Origin of the sequence: Pseudomonas syringae, assembly GCF_023278085.1 — a bacterium.
GTDB lineage: Bacteria > Pseudomonadota > Gammaproteobacteria > Pseudomonadales > Pseudomonadaceae > Aquipseudomonas > Aquipseudomonas syringae_Q.
On the sequence record NZ_CP066265.1, the window covers coordinates 2,275,920 to 2,295,194 of the forward strand.

15 protein-coding genes and 1 pseudogene are annotated in these 19,275 nt (G+C 53.9%); 7 read left to right on the plus strand and 9 right to left on the minus strand.

The genetic code is table 11. The features are described 5' to 3' along the window. Window positions 1–35: 35 nt before the first annotated feature. The 3 genes from I9H07_RS10225 to I9H07_RS10235 form a co-directional block, all read right to left on the minus strand. Window positions 36–263 carry a hypothetical protein gene (locus I9H07_RS10225; protein WP_007253485.1) on the minus strand — a complete coding sequence of 76 codons (228 nt, stop codon included), beginning with the start codon at window positions 261–263 and terminating at the stop codon, window positions 36–38. Between the two features lie 155 nt (window positions 264–418). After that, complete coding sequence (locus tag I9H07_RS10230; protein ID WP_058824340.1) at window positions 419–760, minus strand: FKBP-type peptidyl-prolyl cis-trans isomerase; 342 nt, start codon at window positions 758–760, stop codon at window positions 419–421. Window positions 761–883: 123 nt separating this feature from the next. Next, window positions 884–1,165: a hypothetical protein gene (locus I9H07_RS10235; RefSeq protein WP_024676005.1), complete on the minus strand. Its 282-nt coding sequence runs from the start codon at window positions 1,163–1,165 to the stop codon at window positions 884–886. A 656-nt stretch (window positions 1,166–1,821) separates the two neighbouring features. Here I9H07_RS10235 and I9H07_RS10240 point away from each other — a divergent pair. Continuing rightward, the gene (locus I9H07_RS10240; RefSeq protein WP_024676004.1) at window positions 1,822–3,390 is read left to right on the plus strand and encodes a TerC family protein; all 1,569 of its coding nucleotides are present in this window, start codon (window positions 1,822–1,824) and stop codon (window positions 3,388–3,390) included. Between the two features lie 207 nt (window positions 3,391–3,597). Here I9H07_RS10240 and I9H07_RS10245 read toward each other — a convergent pair whose 3' ends face one another. The 6 genes and pseudogenes from I9H07_RS10245 to I9H07_RS10270 all read right to left on the minus strand — a co-directional run bounded on the left by I9H07_RS10245 (window position 3,598) and on the right by I9H07_RS10270 (window position 11,881). Continuing rightward, entirely contained in the window at window positions 3,598–4,173 is a 576-nt protein-coding gene (locus tag I9H07_RS10245) for a GNAT family N-acetyltransferase (RefSeq protein ID WP_236425789.1), read from the minus strand. Window positions 4,174–4,229: 56 nt separating this feature from the next. Continuing rightward, window positions 4,230–4,973 (minus strand): permease, encoded by a 744-nt coding sequence (locus I9H07_RS10250; RefSeq protein WP_236425790.1) that lies wholly within the window; start codon window positions 4,971–4,973, stop codon window positions 4,230–4,232. 5 nt (window positions 4,974–4,978) lie between these two features. Next, window positions 4,979–8,362, minus strand: coding sequence for a toxin VasX (locus tag I9H07_RS10255; RefSeq protein WP_236427149.1), 3,384 nt, complete (start codon window positions 8,360–8,362; stop codon window positions 4,979–4,981). After that, window positions 8,352–9,233: a DUF4123 domain-containing protein gene (locus I9H07_RS10260; RefSeq protein ID WP_236425748.1), complete on the minus strand. Its 882-nt coding sequence runs from the start codon at window positions 9,231–9,233 to the stop codon at window positions 8,352–8,354. Before I9H07_RS10260 ends, I9H07_RS10255 begins: the two co-directional genes overlap by 11 nt. Beyond that, a pseudogene (gene tssI, locus I9H07_RS10265) lies at window positions 9,230–11,295 on the minus strand (type VI secretion system tip protein TssI/VgrG). The gene I9H07_RS10260 and the pseudogene tssI overlap by 4 nt, the downstream one beginning before the upstream one ends. Before the next feature lie 67 nt (window positions 11,296–11,362). After that, window positions 11,363–11,881 carry an Hcp family type VI secretion system effector gene (locus tag I9H07_RS10270; RefSeq protein WP_236423267.1) on the minus strand — a complete coding sequence of 173 codons (519 nt, stop codon included), beginning with the start codon at window positions 11,879–11,881 and terminating at the stop codon, window positions 11,363–11,365. Window positions 11,882–12,414: 533 nt separating this feature from the next. Between I9H07_RS10270 and tssA the strand changes: the two genes are divergently transcribed. The 6 genes from tssA (at window position 12,415) to tssG (ending at window position 19,268) form a co-directional block, all read left to right on the plus strand. Beyond that, window positions 12,415–13,962 carry a type VI secretion system protein TssA gene (tssA, locus tag I9H07_RS10275; protein WP_236423268.1) on the plus strand — a complete coding sequence of 516 codons (1,548 nt, stop codon included), beginning with the start codon at window positions 12,415–12,417 and terminating at the stop codon, window positions 13,960–13,962. Window positions 13,963–13,996: 34 nt separating this feature from the next. After that, on the plus strand, window positions 13,997–14,494 hold the full coding sequence (gene tssB / locus I9H07_RS10280) for a type VI secretion system contractile sheath small subunit (protein ID WP_058824622.1): 498 nt from the start codon (window positions 13,997–13,999) through the stop codon (window positions 14,492–14,494). A 31-nt stretch (window positions 14,495–14,525) separates the two neighbouring features. Next, window positions 14,526–16,001, plus strand: a complete 1,476-nt coding sequence (tssC, locus tag I9H07_RS10285) for a type VI secretion system contractile sheath large subunit (protein WP_058824621.1) — start codon at window positions 14,526–14,528, stop codon at window positions 15,999–16,001. Between the two features lie 15 nt (window positions 16,002–16,016). Beyond that, on the plus strand, window positions 16,017–16,421 hold the full coding sequence (gene tssE, locus I9H07_RS10290; protein WP_058824620.1) for a type VI secretion system baseplate subunit TssE: 405 nt from the start codon (window positions 16,017–16,019) through the stop codon (window positions 16,419–16,421). 88 nt (window positions 16,422–16,509) lie between these two features. Further along, window positions 16,510–18,297 (plus strand): type VI secretion system baseplate subunit TssF, encoded by a 1,788-nt coding sequence (gene tssF / locus I9H07_RS10295; protein ID WP_236423269.1) that lies wholly within the window; start codon window positions 16,510–16,512, stop codon window positions 18,295–18,297. After that, window positions 18,261–19,268 carry a type VI secretion system baseplate subunit TssG gene (tssG, locus tag I9H07_RS10300; RefSeq protein ID WP_236423270.1) on the plus strand — a complete coding sequence of 336 codons (1,008 nt, stop codon included), beginning with the start codon at window positions 18,261–18,263 and terminating at the stop codon, window positions 19,266–19,268. Before tssF ends, tssG begins: the two co-directional genes overlap by 37 nt. Window positions 19,269–19,275 lie beyond the last annotated feature (7 nt).

Genomic DNA, 19,275 nt, shown 5'->3' on the forward strand with positions numbered 1-19,275 from the left:
TCCTCTGGACCATCAGCGACGTTACTGTCAGAGACTCAGAGCGGTTTGGCGCGCACGATTCTTTTTGCTCGCACTTCATCGGCATACGCCTTGAGCTGATCGGCGTCGCTGTAGAGTCGGTTGACCATCTGCAGAATGGCCGTGACATCGACGTCCTTCATTTGCGAAGCAAGCTTGAGGATTTCTTCTGCGGTGTTCTCAAGATTTGTTGCAGTGCCTTTCAAGTGCTTTTTCAGCTCTTGAGTCGACTTATTGAGCGCCATACGTGTTCCCGTGCGAAGACCTGAAATACCATACCCGGAGCATGGCTTTTTCCGCGATAACAATCAATCCGGCATGCGTGTTGACCGCGCATTGATAGACGTATCGGCAAACGTATCGGCATTGTTCCGGTCAGGTTTAGCCCGCAAGTCGCTATTCAATCGTCGCGGGTCAACACTTCCAGCAGCTCTATCTCGAATGTCAGGTCGGAGCCGGGCGTGATATGAGCGCCCATGGACCTGTCGCCATACGCCAGATGGGCAGGCACGAACAACTGGCGTTTGCCGCCCACTTTCATGCCCATCAGGCCCAGGTCCCAGCCCTTGATGACGCGCCCGGTGCCGATCACGCACTGAAACGGCTTGCCCCGCTGGTGCGAAGAGTCGAACACCGTGCCGTCTTTCAGCGTGCCGGTGTAATGGGTGGTGATCAGCGCGCCCTTGACCACGGCTTTGCCATCGCCAGGGTGCAGATCAGTGACCTGTAAATCATTGCTCATTGCCGGGTTATCCAGTGAGTGTGACGGGTGGGCTTTCTCGCAGAAATGACCGTCCGTGACAAGTCGCCTGAACGAAAACGGGGAAGCTTTCGCTTCCCCGTTCGCACTGCACAGTGTGTTAGTTCAGAGGTTCTGTGAGCTGACTACCATGGCCTGGGCAATGTTTGCTTTCTGCTCCTGGGTGAAGCCGTCCCAGATATTGGTCTTGGCGTAGTAACCAAGGCCTGCAAGGCAGTAGAGGCTGAGGGTCAGGACAATGACGATAGACACGAACGTCCAGCGGCCTTCGTCATCGTTTTCCCGTGTGAAGCTGCGGGAGTAGTTGTCCTCTGCGCTGCGGAAGAACAACGCGGACGACAGACGCTTGAGCCACTGGAACATATGAACAACAACGATACGCAGCATGGGTAGATCACCTCAAATGTTAAGAAAACGGGGCGCCCGGACGCCGCTGACGGGACCGGATGCAAAAGCTGAAAACGCAAAAAGCCCGTCTATGACGGGCTTTCTTTTTATGATTCTGCTCAGCAGGGCAAATGAACCGAGGTTCACAGGTGGTCTCTTGGACGCTGCGCCTGCATGACGTTATGGCAACATTTTAAAACAAATGATTTCTCGCTTCTACCCGACAGCTGCTGTTGTCAGACAACTGGTCGTCTCCAGCCGTGTGGCAAAACGTCGCTGGGGGGTGTTTGGGGTTTGGGCGAACGTTCGCTAAGAGGGCTCATCAGTCAATTTTTGTAATACATCTGCGAAGTGCGAAACAGTTGGACATATTGTACGATCAGCGCCCGTATTGATTTTCAGGACTGTATGAATACCCTCCAGGAGCCTCCGAGTTGTCCTCCTTCCATCGTTTATGACTGGCCGGTGATGTCCCTTTCACCGAGCAGGCCGTTCCATTCAAACGTTGATCTACCCAGCCCCTTGCACTGCATCGATCCTGCCAGGCTTTCGCGTACCGGCATTGCAACGCCGTGCCTGACGTACCGCCATAGCGTCTGGTCTACAGTGACCCGTGCCACTCCCTGCCATTTTTCCCGTGAGGCTGCATAACTACCATGGAATGGATCGCTGACCCCACGGCATGGCTTGGCCTGCTGACCCTCATCGTGCTGGAACTGGTGCTGGGTATCGACAACCTGGTGTTCATCGCCATCCTGGCCGACAAACTGCCGCCAGAACAACGCGACAAGGCCCGTGTCATCGGCCTTTCGTTGGCGCTGATCATGCGCCTTGGCCTGTTGGCGAGCATCTCCTGGATGGTGACGCTGACCGAGCCGCTGTTCGAGATATTCGATAAAACCTTCTCCGGACGTGACCTGATCATGCTGTTCGGTGGTGTGTTCCTGTTGTTCAAGGCCACCATGGAATTGCACGAACGGCTGGAAGGCCATGTGGCCCAGCGCGCCGGTAACGCAGCGTATGCGCTGTTCTGGCCTATAGTTGCGCAGATTGTCGTACTGGACGCCGTATTCTCGCTGGATGCTGTCATTACAGCCGTCGGCATGGTCGAGCACCTGTCGGTGATGATGATCGCGGTGATCTTCTCCATCGGCCTGATGATGATTGCCAGCAAGCCGCTGACCAAATTCGTTAACAGCCGCCCGACGGTGATCATGCTGTGCCTGGGCTTCCTGATGATGATCGGTTTCAGCCTGACTGCCGAAGGCCTGGGTTTCCATATTCCCAAGGGCTATCTGTATGCAGCGATTGGCTTCTCGATCCTCATCGAAGTGTTCAACCAGATTGCCCGCAAGCGCAGCAAGAAGTCAGCACACGGCCATCTGCCGCGTCGTGAGCGTGCTGCTCACGCGGTGATGCGCCTGCTGGGTGGTCGCAGGCTGGAGTCAGGTGATGCCGATGAGGAAATCATCGACATGCTGGAAGGCGAAAGCAGCGAGCCTGTGTTCGATCGCCGCGAGCGGGTAATGATCAGCGGCGTTCTGCAGCTGGCCGAGCGGCAGATTCGCACGGTCATGACCCCGAGGGCCGAGATCGACTACATCGACTTGACCGACGATGCCGAGAAAATTCGCCTGAAACTGATGCACTCTTCCTACTCGCGATTGCCATTGATCGGCGAGGGCGGCATCGACGAGCCATTGGGCTTTGTGCACAAGAAAGAGCTGTTCAAGGAACTGCTGTCCGGCAACCAGCCAGACCTGAAGCTGATGTCACGCAAGGCGATCAACCTGCTGGAAAGCTTCACGATCCTCAATGCCCTGGAACAGATGCGCAAGGAGTCGACCCACATTGCATTCGTGGTCAACGAATTCGGTGATTTCATCGGTGTCCTGAGCATGACCGACATTCTGGAGTCCATCGCCGGTCAGCTGCCGGACGCCAGCGAAGTGGAAGGCCCGGACATCGTCGTACAGGGTGACGAATTCGTGGTGTCGGGTGCTTTGAACCTGAGCCTGATCCGCGAACGTACCGGCTTTCAGGCCAAGGCCACCGAGGATTACCAGACCCTGGCCGGCCTGGTCATGAGCCTGCTCGACCGCCTGCCGTCTACCGGTGACAGCCTGAGCTGGCAGGGCTGGAACCTGAAAGTGGTCGGTGTGGAAGAGCGCCGCGTGACACGGGTAGTGCTGCAAAAGCAGCCCGACATCGGCGCTGGCAAATAAGCGCCGAGCTGTAAAAAAAACGGGGCCTTCTCTTCTGTACGAAAAGTCGGCGAGCGAAGGTCAGGCAAGGCAAAAACAGGCGAGGAAGCGGAGTCTACGTGTTGTAAATGAGCATTCCGAGCCTGTTTTTAACGCAGCATCACCGAGCGCAGCCACTTTACGTACAGAGCCTAGTGAGCAGGCCCCGTTTTCATGTGTGCGCCACACTCATTTCCGACGCGGGCGCGACACCACTGACTCGATATTCTTACGCCCGATCAGCCTGGCTTGCGCAGGTTCTGCAGCCACTGGCGCTTCAGCCAGCCACTTGAACATCACCAGACAATCCACCAGCCCCAACCGGGCATGACGATAAGCCTTGGGTAAACGCCCGACCGTTTCAAAACCCAGCTTGGCCCACAGCGCAACCGCTACCTCGTTGCTGGCGACCACCGAATTGAACTGCATCGCCAGAAACCCGCTGTCCCGCGCCAGTTGCTGCGAGTGCTCACACATCAACCGCGCCACACCACGACCCCGCGCTGCGTCCGTCACCATATAACCGCAATTGCAGACGTGATCACCCGGTCCTGCCGCATTGGCCTTGAGGTAATAGCTGCCCAGTAACTGGCCGTCTTCTTCGGCAATCAGGGTGTGCAGCGGCAGCGTCATCCACAGATTGCGCGCTTGCTCCTGAGTGAGTGCAGGATCGTAGGCGTAGGTTTCCTGAGCGACAACGACAGCCTGAAAGGTGGGCCAGAAGCGCTCGAAGTCTTCCGGGGTCATGGGGCGGATCTGGATCATGGTGAGGCCTTGGTGGGTATGGCTTGAATTCCGGTGTGTACGTTATCTGGAGCGCACTACCACTTCCAGGCTTTTTCGGTGAACTCAGCAGTGGAGGGGAGCACGGTGTGGAGGAAATTGAGGTATTTGTTGAACAGCACCTCGTGCTGGAAGCGGGCCTCGAAGCCGAGTGTGACGTCAGTGCGGTGCGTGATGATCATCAAGCGTTTGCGGTCGACGGTGACGAAGTTGTACTCGCCCCATGGCAGGCTTTGTTCGTGGTGGATGGGGTTTTCCCAGTTGAGTAGCTTGATGGCTGCGATAAAGGCCATGGCGACAGGGCCGATGAGGAAGAGCATTGAGCCGGTTAGGATGGCCACCATGACGAACAACAGGATGACGGTTATGGCGATGCCTTTGAAAAAGGAGGAGGCGAAGTCGGGGTAGTGGAGATAGTACTCAAGGTGGGCTCTGTCGGTTTTGATGGTGTAGTTATAGATGGTTTTTTGGCGTACGCCTAACGCTATGATGTAGATGGCGGCGCCCGCGAATGTATACACCAGATAAAGTGCATCAGAGGGAGTCTCCAGGTAGACATCCCGGCCAAGCCATATGCAGAAGCTCATGGGCAGCGCGCATATAAATATCGTACCTAGCTGGGTCCAAAATATTTCATTGGGGGATCTTGCCATGGTTTTTATGGACCAGTTAAAAATATCATTGCTCGCTAGGCTCGGACTTATTGTTTCAGCACTATCTGAATCATCATTGGTGTTGTTTGTGGTTTTTTGCAAGATAGAGGTTGTCGTTTTTTTAGTCATCAATATTATTCCGCTATTTCAAGTGTCGAAGTACTGGCTCGGCTGGATGCTTTTATTTCCAGTTCGGTGTGTGCCAGCCCGTCGACTGCTGTATCTCCCTGACTATAAAGTTTCAGTTGAAACAGGTAGCCTACGTCCTGTTGGCCAGGTTTTATCAGACTGTCGGGATACCATATTTGTAGTTCCAGATACGTTGCGTCTTTCTCAAGCGGCACCCAGGTTTCCCAAACAACATCTTCACTTTCAGGAGGCATAAGCGGAAATGTGAAATCTTCTTGGGCTTTGCGGGCGGGCTGATTGACAAGCTTTTTAAATTGATCAACCTTCTTGAACTGTCCTCTGTCGAGAAAGGGGTCGAGTATCGGGTCATCAATTTTTGCTACAGGCAGCACGCCCAGTGGACGTTTACTACTGATGATATTGAAATGTACTGATTGTCCGCGCACTGCGCTTGGTAGAAGAATTTGTACGCCAGCACCGTATTGTACCGGAGCACTATAGGGGGTATCTCTACCAAAATAGTGGTCTTCGTCGCGTGTGGTGCTTTTAACATGAACCTGAGGGCTCAGCTGTATTGTGAGCAGAGCAAGTTTTTCTTCAAGTTGACCACTTGCATCTGTTGAATAACGGTAATTGATTGATTTGGACCAGCTGCATTTCCGCAGCCACCATCCAACGCTATCTTGCTTGAAGTAATTCAGCGCCATATTAGTCAATAGATAAATCACACCTGTTAGCAGTATTGCTACGCTAAACCACGGGTTCATTGCAACCAATGTATACGAACTGGTTGGAAGAATTCCTGCAGCGAGCTGGAATGTGCTGCCTATCGCCATAAGGCCTACTGAACCAAATTTTATACGTGTGGCAGTCGCCTCTTCAGTTGTTTTTGTTTTAGTCAGGTCATCGTAGATGTCTATCAACTCCAACGTAGCCGCCGCTATCCCAAATGCTCCCATCGCCACCATCGAAACCCTGAACCCACTTATCGCCTCACCCCACGCAGTATTATCCCTTGCTTTCCAGTACCCTGCCGACCTGTCAAGAATCCCGACATTCCTGCCATCAATTAGTATCGGCGTGGCGTCCTTGATCACGCGCCACGGCGCTTCAACAAACACCGCCATCAACAGGTTAAAGCTATACCCCAACCCGTAAGTGACCTTGCCAATATCCTTCACGCTAAAATCCCCATCCTTCGTCAGGTCCCGATAGGTGAGGGCGGTGTTGATGAAGTTGAGCATGATCACGCTCCAGGTGATCGAGCCCGCGATACCGCCCAGGTTGTCGATCCAGCGCTTGGCGGAAGCGAGCCAGTCCTTGGTGATGGCTTTGCCGGACTGGAAGTGCAGGCGAATTTCGTCCTGCAACTGCCTGGCGTATTGGTTGTTTTGGAAGTCGAGCAGGGCGGGCATGCTCAGTTCATGCAGGCGAAGTTTTTTCTCAAGGGTGCGCAGGTGGTTGGCAGTGCTTTTGCGGGTGTTGTAGGCGGTTGGATAGAGCCAGCTGCGGCGGGTGTCGCTGATCTGTTTGTTGAGTACCTGCCACTCACTGATCCAGGTTTTCAGCTTCGCGAGCATTTTTTGATCGATCGCAATACGCGCCTTTGAATCCAGCAGTATCTGACCGATCAACAGCGTGCGAATCAGCGCAACGATGTTCTGCTGCTTGCCCATAGCGAGGCGGCTATCGATGGGCACCCAGGTCAGCAAGATGCTTTCAAACGTTGCCTTGCCTGCGCCGCTGGCCAGTTGGCCGAGGGCTTTGAAGGTGTCCTGAACGGGTTGTTTCAGCGCCTTCATCCAAGGTTTGTCGGCGAAGCCCTGATGATTGAGCGCGCCGTTGAGTTCGCCGATGCGCGTGGCCAGGTTGGTCACGTCACCAAGGCCGTTCAGCAGCGCATCGGCCTCTTGATGAAGGGCGTCCTTAAGCGCGGGCGAGAAGCCATAGCGCAAGGTGCCAAACAGGCTGCTGGTGTTGGCTTCCTGTTCGGCGAGCCAGGCGCTGGCTGCGTTGTCCTGCGCGTAGATGATCTGCAGGTTGAGCATGATTGTCTGCAGGTACAGCAGGGTGTTCGGGTGGGTGGTGTCGATGAACAGCTTGAACGGTTCTGTGCCCAGGTGGGTCGACCATTGCCGAAAATCGCTCTGCGTGTCGCGCACCTGTTGCAGCAGTGTGTCGCCGGCCGGCAGATGTTGCAGAAGGTACTGACGCGCACCTGTCAGATCGACCTCGCGCCGCCATTTTTGGCGATCTTTCCAGGCTTGCATATCCTGCTCGGTCGGAACGCTGCCGTAACGCGTCTGAAGCGATCTGCGCATCTCCGGGCTCTTGAAGGCATTCGGCAGCAACAGCACACCTCCGGGTGCGGTGTTGTTGCCGATCTGCTCTTCTTCAAACAGGCATTGTTCAAACCAGGCTTCGACGTCGCTCAGGTACTGATGCGTGCGAAGCGTATCACCACGCACCGACTCAGGCAGTTTCTCTGGATTGCTGTCAGCGCCACAGAGCGTAGTTACGGTCTGGGCGATCTGAGTCTTGTGTTCGTGTTCGGCCTGCCAGTTGCGGTACGCCGCCTGATCAGCCGCCAGTTGCATGCCTAGGTCGTTGAACACGGCCAACGGGTCGTCAAGGGCGATGAGCAGCGAACTGTCCTTGTCGTCCACGCTGCCCAGCCAGAAGACGTCCGCACCCACCGGCGCGAATACCGATTGGGCCTCGTCGCTGGCTGACGGTTTTGCGGTGGGAATTGCGGAGTCCGCAAAACGGCCGTCATCAATAACGTTGCCTTTATCGACATCCGCCACGGCCTCTGCAATGCGGTTCAGCGGAAGGGTGTCCGGTTCGGCCATGGTCGAGCAGTAGCGCGCCAGGTCCAGCGCTTTCATCCATAACGCGCGGCTTGGCGGGTTGGAGCGCATGTGTTCGCAGATGCGCCATGTCCACTGGAGCGGCGAAAACGCAATGTGCAGACGGTTGCTGCGCGGGTAGAGCAGGAATGGTTTGCCGTCAGTGCCACCGCTTCGCTGGTCACTGCCCACCTGCACGTCGTTCCGGACGATGCGGCTCAGATGACCGTCAGCGGCAGACACCGCGTATTCATGCAGCGTTCTGGCTGTTTCGTCGAAGACATAGACGTAGCCGTCGTACAGTTGGCGCAAGGTGTAGCTGCGCGTTTTCAACGTCGGCAGGCTGGCCCATGTGCCGTCTTTGGGCAGCGGCTTCAATTTTTTGCGATCAGCATCATAGCGCGAGCGATCCAGCGCGTAGCGCACCGGCACGATGGCGATGTCCGGGCGCTTGAAGGCGCACAGGCTGGTCGCCGTAGCCGGTGTCTTGGCGAAGCATGCCGCACGTCGCTGTTGGCGCGTGCCGTTTTTATCGGTCATGCCGGGTACCCTTGTCTTCATGAAGTTTCTCGCGGTATTCATCGAGCGAGTTGATGCGCAGTTCTGGAGGCAGGTGTTGAAGTTGGGGGTACAGGGTCTGCCATAACGGATAGGGGCTTTGTGGGTGATTCACAAAACCCTGTCCCCACGCGTGGCAGATGTCTGCCCATGTCGCTAATGCGTACTCGCTGACCAGTCCCCATTCAAGGCCGCTGTCCACAGCACGCTCAAGCCATATGGCTATCTGATCTTCGGTCAGGTTTGCGAAAGCCTGCGGATCCTGCTCTTGCAGCCAGTCATGAATTCGTTCTTCAAAAAGCCACCGATAGCATTCTTTCAGCGCCTGTAACTGTGGTTCGCCCAGCAAAACGGAATGCTCGTGCCAGAGCGTTTTCGGATGCTGGTTAACAAATGTTGCAGGTAGTGACGACGGGTTGCGCTGCCAGGTATGCCTGGGAAGCTGCACCCAAAGCTGATTGATAGGTCCCAATATCTGGCTTAGATGCTCTTCGCTATAACTAGATAACCAGTAGTGCGTCACCAGTGGATCCGCAAAGCGCAGCAGGCTTGAATTGCCGAGGTAGTCGATCGGGCACAGAAATCGGCACAGGTGCTCGGCTACATCTTTCAGCGCGGCATTGCTGGAAAATATACTCGCGTCAGTTCGTAACGCGGCGGGCTCAAGCCATTCGCGAATCAGCGAAGATTCTGGTGGAACCTTCACTAGAACAGGACCCTGATTCATGACCGCTGACCAACGCGTTCCCAAGTACAGCGGCATGATCTCCATAGGCTCGGCACGCTGATACACCTGCTTGATTGCATCAGGTCGTAACACGCCGTCAATCAGCAGGTAGTTGGCCAGGTTCATGTTGTGGCTTCCTTGGCTGCTCGCTCGCATTGCTCGCAAAACGGAGTGCGCTTTAGTGCTTGTGCTTGTGGGCGAGTCAGCAGCTCTCCTGCTTTTTCTGCATCGACATGTCTTACCAGGCCTGGCAGCAGCGGCGCGATACCAGAGCCATTCCCCGGGATGCCTCCCGAGTTGAGCTTCACGTGTGGGCCCATGATCGTTACACCACCGGCGTCCAGCTTAATAAAGGAACCGCCGACTTTGAGGGTGATCTCCAATCCCGCTTCAATGACCAGTTTGTTCCCCGCTTTTATGTGAATCTCTCTTCCGGTCTCTATCAGCAATCCATCACCCGCTTTGATGTGCTGCGTTGCACCGACCGTCAGGTGATCGTTCATTTTGACTTCAGTCAGCCGGTCGCCATCAACGGTCCGATGCTCCTCTGCCTTGAACTCGCTGTAGCTATTGGCTGCAACCCGGTCATAACGCTCATGGCCGACGTTGATTGTCTGGTCATGCCTGATGTGTTGCTCCCAGTCGCGCTGGGCATGAACGTAGATCTGCTCCTGACCGGCCCGGTCCTCTATGCGCAGTTCGTTCGAGCCTTCGCCGCCGGGGCTGCTCAAGGTCTTGAATACACTGCGCGTCTGATGCGCAGGCAAATCGTAGGGCGGCACGTGTTCGGTGTGGTACAGGCAGCCGCTGATCAGCGGCCGGTCGGGGTCGCCCTCAAGAAAGCTCACCAGCACTTCCATGCCGACTCGCGGGATGACCATGCCACCGTAACGATGGCCGGCCCAACTGGAAGCAACCCGCAGCCAGCAACTGCTGCCGTCATCGCCCTGGCCTTCGCGATCCCAGTGAAACTGCACCTTGACCCGGCCGTGCTTGTCGCAGTGAATTTCCTGATCTTTCGGGCCGGTGACCACGGCAGTCTGGCTGCCGAAGATCCTCTGTTTGGGGTGACGCAGGGAAGGGCGGTACGGCGCGTTCCCTGGCGTGACCAGAAACGTATTGCGATAGCCCTGGTGAACGTCGCCATCGCCCTTGCCGGGCGGCGCGGACTCTTCCAGCACCTGCGGCTGACGGCCCTCATGGCGGACTTCGGTCAGTAGCCAGAGGTCGTTCCAGCCTTGGTTGGGGTGTTCGCTCAACTGTAGAAAATGACCGCTGACCAGTAGCGGCTGATCACTTAGCCCTTCTCCGAGCCGGTAATCGTGACGGTGCCGTTCAAGCGCGCGTTTGGCCAGATGGGCACCCCGATCACGGTGGGTGAAACCGCCGGGATAATCGTAGTGCTCAAGGTCTGGATAGTCCTCATCCTGTGCCGCGCCTTCCATGGTCAGGCGTGGTTTTTCAAAATGGTAATCACGCCGGGTAGCGCGACTGGAGCGGGTTTCCAGACGCAACTGGAAATGCCTGATCACCGGATCGTCGGCCGCCATCCCGGTGTCCTGCTTGTAGACCACCGGTTTCTTCAGTTCCGGGAATACCGTCTGGTCATCGCCAAACACTAGCTGATGGGCTGTCGGGCTGTGTTCAAAGTGGTAATGCAGGCCTTCCTCTTCGCACAGTCGCTGGATGAAGTGCAGATCCGACTCGCCGTACTGCACACAGTACTCACGCTCCGGGTAAGGTGCGCCGAGTTGGAAGCGGTAGGCGTTTTCCGTCAGGCGGTGATCTTCCAGCACCTGCGCGATGATCTGCGGCACCGTTTTGTGCTGGAAAATGCGTTGATTGGTGCGATGGCCCAGTCGGGCCAGATGCGGTCGCAACGTGATCGTGTAATGCGTCAGTCGCGTGCCGGAATCGCCTTCTGCGATGCGATCAATCAACCCGTGGATGCCGCCGCCATCAGGCGCAAATTGCAAGAACGCCGGTTGCCCGAGCAGGCTTTCCAGATCCAGCGATGCACGACCTGCTCCAGCGAAGCACGTTCGCTGACCAGGTCCAGTGTGAAGCAGAAGGGCTGGCTGATGGCTTCGTGGCCGGTGAAGGCCAGGACCTCGAAGCCATGATCAATGCCATCGGGGCTATCAAGGCTGAGGGTCAGGCGTTTTGAGTGGGCAGGCTTCGCCGTCATCGGGGCCTCCTGTTTAGCCGTTCGCTGAGAGTCCCATCGATCCGGGCAGATCGATGGGACAGGAGGATCAAGCCGAAGCGGGCTCTCTCCAATCGTCAGAACCACTGGTCGTGGCCTTGACGTGGGCCCAGGTAATTTTGCGATAGCTGAAATACACATCCTGCAGGTGTGTGAAGTGCGAGCTATCAGGGTCTTGGCAGTTGGGCATGTAGTCCTCAATCTTGACAATGACGGCATCGGTCAGCGTGGTGGTGTAGTAATGTTCCTGTTTGCCTTGAGCGGAAGTCCTATACCACTTGATTTCTACTTTGCTCATCGTTGCGCCAGAGCAAAGTGCTTCTAGAAGTAACGGCGATGTCCTGTCGAAAATCTTGGTGATGCAGACAGGTTTGTGAACACGTTGACCGGTAGGTTGACCAGACTGAGGGTCACACGGAATACCAATCTCGTGTTTGAACGCCTGGACGATCGCTTCGTCTTCATGGCCCGTCTGATAGATGTTTCCTACTGAGTCAGGCGTGAAAGCTTTCGCAGTCAATACTTTTTGATTTGCGTCAATGATAGTTATGTAAGCAGGTGTTGGCATGTGGTAGTTCCTAATGGTAAGTAGCGCCTCGCAGGCGAAAATGCCTGGATGGCGAGCGATTGCTATAACAACATACGTGCCAACTTTTTATCGGCCTATGCCCGGCAGTGGTTTATTCCACTTGGCCAGAAGTATTAGTGTGCCTGATGTCTATTTGTTTAGTAAAAGCGAGCGAATTCTTGCGCAGCTGCTAAGTTTAATTGCGCACCGTGCGCCAGGCCGATCAGCGCGAGGCCGCGTAGCGGATTTTGTCTAGCATGCTGAAAAGGTGCGCAAAAAATTGCGTGCGATGGAGGGGGGAAGTTTACTGGATCAGAAGGTGGTGAGCGAATCTGAGGGTCAAAAAAATCGAGAATATTTCAAGGTGTTTAGTTGGGAATCCTACGAATAAGTCTTTAGTGTTGTAGGAAATTTCCTAAAAAATACTATTCAACACTTACATGCTTGTTTGTTGGGCGGAGCAGGGGTAGATTTCATCCTGCTTTCAATTCGGTAACACGCTTGGCTATTATCTATTAAATGAGGGGTGGGCAATGGCTTATAAAGAAAAACTGTCCATCCGCTATCTGGATATCGCCCGACACCCTATAGCAACACAGGATTACGCCGGTCATGACATACGCTTCTCTACGCTCTTTGAATCATTGGAGCAAGCACTGGGAGGCGCACAGTCAATCTTCGGTTCTTTAAATGTTGACTGGCCTAAAATCAGAGAAGACAGTGAGCATATTCTTGTTAGCCAGTCCAAGGATATGCGCGTTGCCAGCTGGCTCGCCTGGGCGTTATATGAGTGTGAGTCTTTTGTCGGGCTAGTGGCAGGTTTAGGGTTAATCCATTACCTCTGTGAATGTCACTGGCAGGTGTTGCATCCCAGAAAGTTGAGAACTCGCTCTGCTGCCGTGGCGTGGCTCATACTCAGGCTCGAAAAAGTGTTGGTGGAAGATGTCTCGATCACCAATCAACTGATTGTGTTTCAGCAGTTGGCCAATCACCTTGATAAGCTGGATAACCTTTTTGAAAGGTATTTGAACGACGACGCGCCGTTGCTGCTGCCGTTGCGCAGAAGACTTGCACGCATGATCGAGCGTGCTGTCCAGGCTGAAAAAGAGCCTGTGACGGTAGTGGGGCAAGTAAAACAGGTCGCTGCACAGCTATTTTCCAGCAGTTCTCCGATCAATAATGAGAAGGATGCTCAGCGTGCGTCAAGCTCGATGGACGAATCCGTGCGCAGTCTCTGCAGATGGTGGTTGAAACAAAAGACCACCGATCCGCGCGCGTTTCGCCTTGGTCGATCGCTGGTCTGGCTCGCCGTGGACAATGCCCCGGATTGCAACGCGGAAAAAGTAACGCAGCTAAGAGGATTGCCCTCGGAGAAGCGCTCGCTTTACCAGGAGCGCTTCGAACAGGGCCTTTACGCAGATCTGATCGTTGATGTCGAGACCACTTTAGTGTCCTCGCCTTTTTGGTTCGATGGGCAGCGTTTGATATGGAACTGTCTAAAGGCTCTGGGGGCAACAGCGGCCATGTATGAAGTAGAAGCGCATCTCGCTATGCTGCTGAAACGAATTCCGGAATTGGTTGAACTGCGCTTTCACGACGGCACACCCTTCGCGAATGCCAACACACTAGAGTGGATCACCGCTCATGTTTTACCTCCTGTTGTAACCGAAGCGCACCTACGTGAAACGGACGGAAAAACTGAGCTTTCAGAATGGGATGCTGTTTATCGCGAACTATTGCCAAGCTTGCAGGACGGTGGCTTGAAATCTGCCGTCCGTGTGCTAAGCCAGCGGTTGTACAGTGCGGAAGGCGGACGAGATCGATTCTTCTGGAGGTTGTGTCTCGCACGACTATGTTATCAGGCAAAAGAGTATGTGCTTGCGAAGATCCAGCTTGAGTTTCTGGATCAGCAACTTCAGTCATCTGGCTTGCAGTTGTGGGAGCCACTGGTTTACCTGGACGTATTACGCCTATTGTATGACTGCTACGAACGGCTTCCTCAAAATGAAAAGTCAGCAAGTCGTAAAGAGGATGTTTATCAAAGACTGTGCCACTGCGATCTTGAAGGATTGATTGCATAGCACCCTGCATTTGAAACAGATTGGAGAAAATATAATGGCCAAAGAAGGCTCAGTAGCACCCAAAGAACGGATTAATGTCACATTCAAGCCTGCTATCGGAGGGGCGCAGGAAGAAGTAGAACTGCCGCTGAAACTGTTGGTTGTAGGTGACTTTACGCAGAGAGTCGATGAACGCAAGCTTGAAGATCGCAAGGCTATAAGCATCGACAAAAATAATTTTGACGATGTGATGGCCAAGCAAGAGCTGACACTTGAAATGAGTGTACCTAATTGCCTGCAGTCCGATAGTGAGATTGAAAATCTGGCTGTCAGCGTCAAAGTGGGCTCAATGAAAGACTTCAATCCGGCCAGCCTGGTGGAGCAAATTCCCGAGCTGAGGAAGTTGATGGAGCTGCGCAATGCCTTGATGGCGCTCAAGGGGCCATTGGGTAATACGCCCGCTTTTCGCAAGGCCATTGAAAACGTCATAGCCGATACGGACTCACGCAACAGCGTGCTGGATGAATTGGGTTTGAGTGTGGCAGCGCAATAGTGCGTTTGACTTGATTGCAGGGAATTAAAGTATGAGCACGAAAGCTTTATCGCAGGGCAATGTTGGCGAGTTTCAGTACGGGATTCTTGACCAGATTATTGCAGAAACCAGACTGAGCCCCGGTGATGAGGCTTATGACATTGCCAAGCGCGGTGTCGCTGCATTTATTGAAGAACTGCTGAAACCACAGAACAGCAGCGAACCGGTAAAAAAAGCGCTGGTTGACCGGATGATCACGGAAATTGACAGCACGCTGAGTCGCCAGATGGATGAAATCATTCATCATGCGGACTTTCGCGCGCTGGAGGCGTCCTGGCGTGGGTTGCAGTTGCTTATCGATCGAACCGATTTCCGTGAAAACATCAAAATCGAGTTGTTAAGTATTTCCAAGCAAGACCTGTTGGAAGATTTTGAGGATTCACCTGAAGTTGTTCAGTCGGGCCTTTACAAGCATGTCTACACCGCCGAGTACGGCCAGTTTGGCGGCAATCCTGTGGGGGCAATCATCGCCGATTATTTTTTCTCTCCGAGCGCCCCTGACGTAAAAACGATGCAATACGTATCAAGCGTCGCCTGTATGGCGCACGCACCCTTCATCGCGGCTGCGGGCCCCAATTTCTTCGGGCTTGAGCAGTTCACCGGGTTGCCTGATATCAAGGATCTGAGAGATCACTTCGAGGGTCCTCAGTTCGCCAAGTGGCAAAGCTTCCGCCAACAGGAGGACGCCCGTTATCTTGCACTGACGGTGCCGCGCTTTCTTCTCCGCAGTCCTTATGGCCCGGAGGAAAATCCGGTAAAGACGTTTGCCTACAAGGAAAACGTGTCCAACGATCACGAAGATTACCTGTGGGGAAACACGGCCTACGCCTTCGCGACAAAGCTGACAGACAGCTTCGCCAGATTTCGGTGGTGTCCCAACATCATTGGTCCGTTGAGTGGAGGTGCTGTCGAAGACCTGCCATTGCATCATTTCCACAGCATGGGTGAAATTGAAACCAAAATCCCGACTGAGGTACTGATCTCCGACCGCCGCGAGTACGAACTCGCTGATGAAGGGTTCATCGCATTGACCATGCGCAAAGGCAGCGACAATGCCGCTTTCTTTTCCGCCAGTTCTGTACAAAAGCCCAAGGTGTTTGGCAACAGCCCAGAAGACAAGATAGCCGAACTTAACTACAAGCTGGGAACGCAGCTGCCTTACATGATGGTCGTTAATCGACTTGCGCATTACATCAAGGTTTTACAACGTGAGCAGATTGGCTCCTGGAAGGAGCGCACGGATCTGGAACTTCAGCTTAATAAGTGGATTCGCCAGTACGTTGCAGATCAGGAGAATCCAAGTGCCGAAGTACGTGGAAGGCGTCCGTTACGCACCGCGCAGATCATCGTCAGTGATGTTGAGGGCGATCCCGGCTGGTACCGCGTCAGTTTGAATGTTCGTCCTCATTTCAAATACATGGGTGCTGATTTTACGCTGTCTTTGGTTGGCAAGATGGATAAGGAGTAGCAGGGAGGCAGCATCATGAACGCCAACGGTAGCCTTTTCGAACGCCTTGCCGGTCACAACACCCAACGAGGTCTCGATAACGAAGAGCGCTTGATGATTTCGATAGCCGCTCATTTGTCGAATATGCTCGGCACCCGTGCAGGCAGCGTGAAAATGCTGCCTGATTATGGTTTGCCTGACCTTAACGACATGAACTTGAGTTTGCACGAGACGTTAAAACAATCACGTACAGCTATCGAAAAGGTTATCCGCACTTATGAACCTCGTTTATTCGACGTGTACGTCATGGCCGGAGAGAGCAGAGGATGCCCGCTCACGCGACAGTTTGCTGTTGACGCTTCTGTAGAGATTGCCGGAACCAGAAAGGCTGTCAGGTTTTTTGCAACGGTAAGTGGTAGTGGGCAAGTCAGCATCGAGTAAGTCGATCTGACCAGATATGGAAATAAATATTCCTGCTTTTGGGCGCTGGTTTCATTGCTGTTTATAATTCGGTCGGGTAGGTAAACGTTTGTCATTTAATCACTATTATCAAGACGAGCTGATGGCTCTTCGTCAATCAGGGCGGCGATTTTCTGATCGTAACCCGGCATTGGCTCCGTTTTTGGGGCAGGGCAGCCAGGACCCGGACGTTGAGCGGCTACTTGAAGGATTTGCCTTTCTGACGGGCCGTTTGCGTCAGAAGCTGGATGATGACCTGCCTGAGTTGACCCATTCACTCATGCAGTTGTTATGGCCAAATTACATGCGGCCTCTGCCGGCGATGAGTATGTTGCAATTTGAGCCTTTGGTCGCTTGTGGCCCAGGCCTGATCGTCGAGCGTGATACCCCGGTAGAAAGTGATCCGGTAAATGGTCTGACGTGTCAGTTTCGCACCTGCTTTCCGACCGAGGTATTACCACTGCGGCTGACTCGTGTTTCCTACTCGGCAAGCGGAGAAGCTGCAACACTGGCGTTACGTCTTGAGATGACGGGCGAGGGGCATCTGGGAGAGCTGAAATCAGATCGTTTACGCCTGCATTTTGCAGGTGATCGTTATGTAAGTCAGATGCTCTATCTCGGTTTCATGCGGAAATTGAAAAACATCAGGCTATTGCTTCTTGACGGCCACAGTAAGCCGTTGGTGACAGCCGACGGGCAAACGGCTGAGTTCAGTATCTCGCCGGATAACGTAAAACCAGTCGGTTTTGCCGAGGAAGAGGCGTTGATTCCTTATCCGCTGAATACCTTTAGAGGCTACCGCTATCTGCAAGAGTATTTTTGCTTTCCGGAAAAGTTTCTATTTGTTGACGTGCATGGTCTTGACGTCATTCAGTCAATAGACAGAGAGCTGGTGACAAGGTCTCGTGGCTTTCAGTGGGTGTTCGATATGCGCTGCGAGGATATGCAGGGCCTTCGACCTACCCTCGAACATATCAAGCTGTATTGCACACCCGTGGTGAATCTGTTCAAACAGGATGCAGTGCCTATTCAGGCTGACGCGCGTCAGGATGAATATTTGTTAATGCCTGGCCATTATGGTTCAGACGGCTGCGGCGTGTATTCAGTTGATAAAGTGACTGGATGGCAGCCCGGCGGCAAGGGGTATAAGAACTATGTGCCCTTCGAATCGTTTGAACATGATCCTGCTGTTGACGTGGAAAGCAACTCTCCGTATTACAGCGTTCGCCATCGTCATTCCATACTGCAAGAAGGACTTGATACATTTCTAAGCTTCGACCTTCGTGGCGACCGGAAAAATGAAACCATCTCAATCGAATTGACCTGCACCAATCATAACCTGCCGCAAAAGATCAGGGCTGGAGGGATATGCAAGTCGTGCGACGGTACTCCAGATTTCTTGCAGTTCAGAAATATTGCACCCGTCACCAAAAGCTATGCGCCGCCCATGACCCGGGATTTTCTCTGGCGGGTCATTAGCAATATGTCACTGAATTACCTTTCGCTGGCAAGTGTGGAAGCCTTGAAAGTCATTCTTGAGACTTACGATCTGCCGCGTTATTACGACAAGAGGGCGGAGAAAGTCAGTCAGCATCTGTTAAGTGGACTCAAGGCTATCCGTCACGAGCACGTTGATCGTTTACACGATGGGCGACCGTTACGGGGGGTGAAAACCGAACTGTTTATTGCGCCTGCCGAATGTGCAGATGAGGCCAGCCTGTTTCTGTTTGCTTCAGTCCTCAATGAGTTCTTTGCGCTTTACGCCAGCTTGAATTCTTTCCATGAACTGCACGTGAAAACTGATCAGGGAGGTGGCTACGAATGGACACCACGCATGGGGCAGCAACCACTGCTTTAACCGCGCTCAGCCAGGACATACGTGAGTACTCGGTCTATCAGGCGATACCTTTGATCCTTGTGATCTTGCGCGAAATTTATCCGGATGCTGATGATGAACAACTTCATGATTTCCTCGAATTGCGAGCAAATCCGGGGCTTGGTTTCCCGGGTAGCGATATCGAGTGCATGGGTTTTTTCGAAGACCACGGGAGCCTGTATGTCCGGCTGCACCTCAATATGATGAGTCTGGTCGGAGCCGATTCGCCGTTACCGGCTTTTTATGTCGAGCAAGCGGTGGGGGAGCGAGACAAGTCTAATGCCACTCGCGATTTTCTGGACGTTTTTAATCATCGCCTGCAGAAACTGATGTTGCCTGTCTGGCGAAAGTATCGCTACCACGCCGTGTTCACCAGTGGCGCAACGGACCCGTTTTCCGAGCAACTGTTCGCGCTGATCGGTTTGCACGGTGAGCGTATCCGCGAGACGACCGAATTGAACTGGAGGCGTCTATTGCCCTATCTGGGGCTGTTGAGCCTGCGTGCACATTCCGCAGCGCTGATCGAGTCAGTGCTGCGTTATTACTTCAAGCATGCGCAGCTATTTATTGAGCAATGCGTAGAGCGTGCAGTTGAAGTCAGCGCGCCTCAGCTCAATCGTCTCGGAAAAGCCAATAGCCAGCTGGGACGTAACGCGGTACTGGGCAGCCGGGTGCCCGATCGGGGCGGAAAGTTTCGTATCCATATAAAAAAGCTCCACTGGGATCGCTTCCATGAATTTTTACCTATCGGTCCGAGTTACTTGCCATTGGGTGCTCTCGTGCGATTCACGTTGCGCGACCCTCTGGATTACGACGTCTGTCTTGAACTTCTGAATGAAGACATCAGGGATCTACGCATCGGTCAATCAAACACCTGTCGCCTGGGGTGGACCAGTTGGCTCGGGCGTGAGTATTCGCGTGGTTTGGTAACGCTCAGCAGGCCGAGTCATTAAGGACCGC